Annotated in this window: 1 protein-coding gene; it reads left to right on the forward strand. The window is 68.1% G+C overall.

Annotated elements, in window-relative coordinates; genetic code table 11:
* Positions 1 to 210 precede the first annotated feature (210 nt).
* Positions 211 to 1,212: NAD(P)-dependent oxidoreductase (locus tag Q0112_RS04730; RefSeq protein WP_297972139.1), on the forward strand; the 1,002-nt coding region annotated here is incomplete at its 3' end.

Raw genomic sequence — 1,212 nt, forward strand, 5'->3', positions numbered from 1 at the left:
CGAGAATATTCTCTCGCACGACTCGGGCGTCCTGTGCTACCCCGCGTCCCGCAATATTACAGTAACGAGTGAGGAGGCTTCGCGTCATGATGAAGATCATTCCCGGCGCGCGAATCGGCGCGGTATCGGCAGCGGTTCCGCTCGCGGCGCCCCGGAAGGACCGCAGCCGCCCGGCGGCCGCGGTCCGCGGCTGATCCGGAAGAGCTCAGCATGCGCGTCCTGCTGACCGGTGCCGACGGCTATATCGGCGTAGTCATGGGTCCGAAGCTGATCGCGGCCGGGCATGACGTCACGGGCCTCGATACCGGCTTCTACCGCCGCGGCTGGCTCTACGACGACCGGGCCACCCATCCCAAGGTCGTCTCCAAGGACCTGCGTTCGGTCACCGTCGAGGACCTCGAGGGGTTCGACGCGGTGGTGCACCTCTCCGAACTCTCGAACGACCCGCTCGGCGAGAACGACCCCGATCTCACCATGGCGATCAACCACAAGGGCTCGCTGGCCCTGGCCGAAAAGGCGCGCGCGGCGGGCGTCAGGCGATTCGTCTACGCCTCCTCCTGCTCGACCTACGGCGCGGGCGGCGACGAGATGCGCACCGAGGAGAGCGCGCTGGCGCCGCAGACCGCCTATGCCAAGTGCAAGATCCTGGTGGAGAACGACGTCCGCAAGCTCCGCGACGAGCGCTTCATCCCGACCTTCATGCGCAACGCCACCGCCTACGGCGCCAGCCCGCGGCAGCGCTTCGACATCGTGCTCAACAACCTCTGCGGCTTCGCCCACACCATCGGCGAGATCCGGATGACGAGCGACGGCTCGCCCTGGCGGCCGATCGTCCACATCGAGGACATCTGCCAGGCGATGCTCGAGGTGCTCGACGCCGACCCGGAGGCGGTCGCCGGCGAGGCCTTCAACGTCGGCTCCGACGCCGGCAACTACCGCATCCGGGAGATCGCCGAGATCGTGGCGAAGACCTTCCCGGGCTGCGAGCTGACGATCGGCGAGTCGGGCGGCGACACCCGCAGCTACCGGGTGAGCTTCGCCAAGATCCGCAAGCACCTGCCGAAGTTCGAGACCGCCTGGGATGCCGAGCGCGGCGCCCGCCAGCTCAAGGCGGTCTTCGACCGGATCGGGCTCACCCGCGAGATGTTCGAGGCCGCGCCCTATACCCGGCTGAAGGAGCTGAAGCACCTCCGCGACACCGGGCAGATCGAC

The organism is uncultured Amaricoccus sp. (genome assembly GCF_937858865.1).
Taxonomy (GTDB): Bacteria; Pseudomonadota; Alphaproteobacteria; order Rhodobacterales; family Rhodobacteraceae; genus Amaricoccus.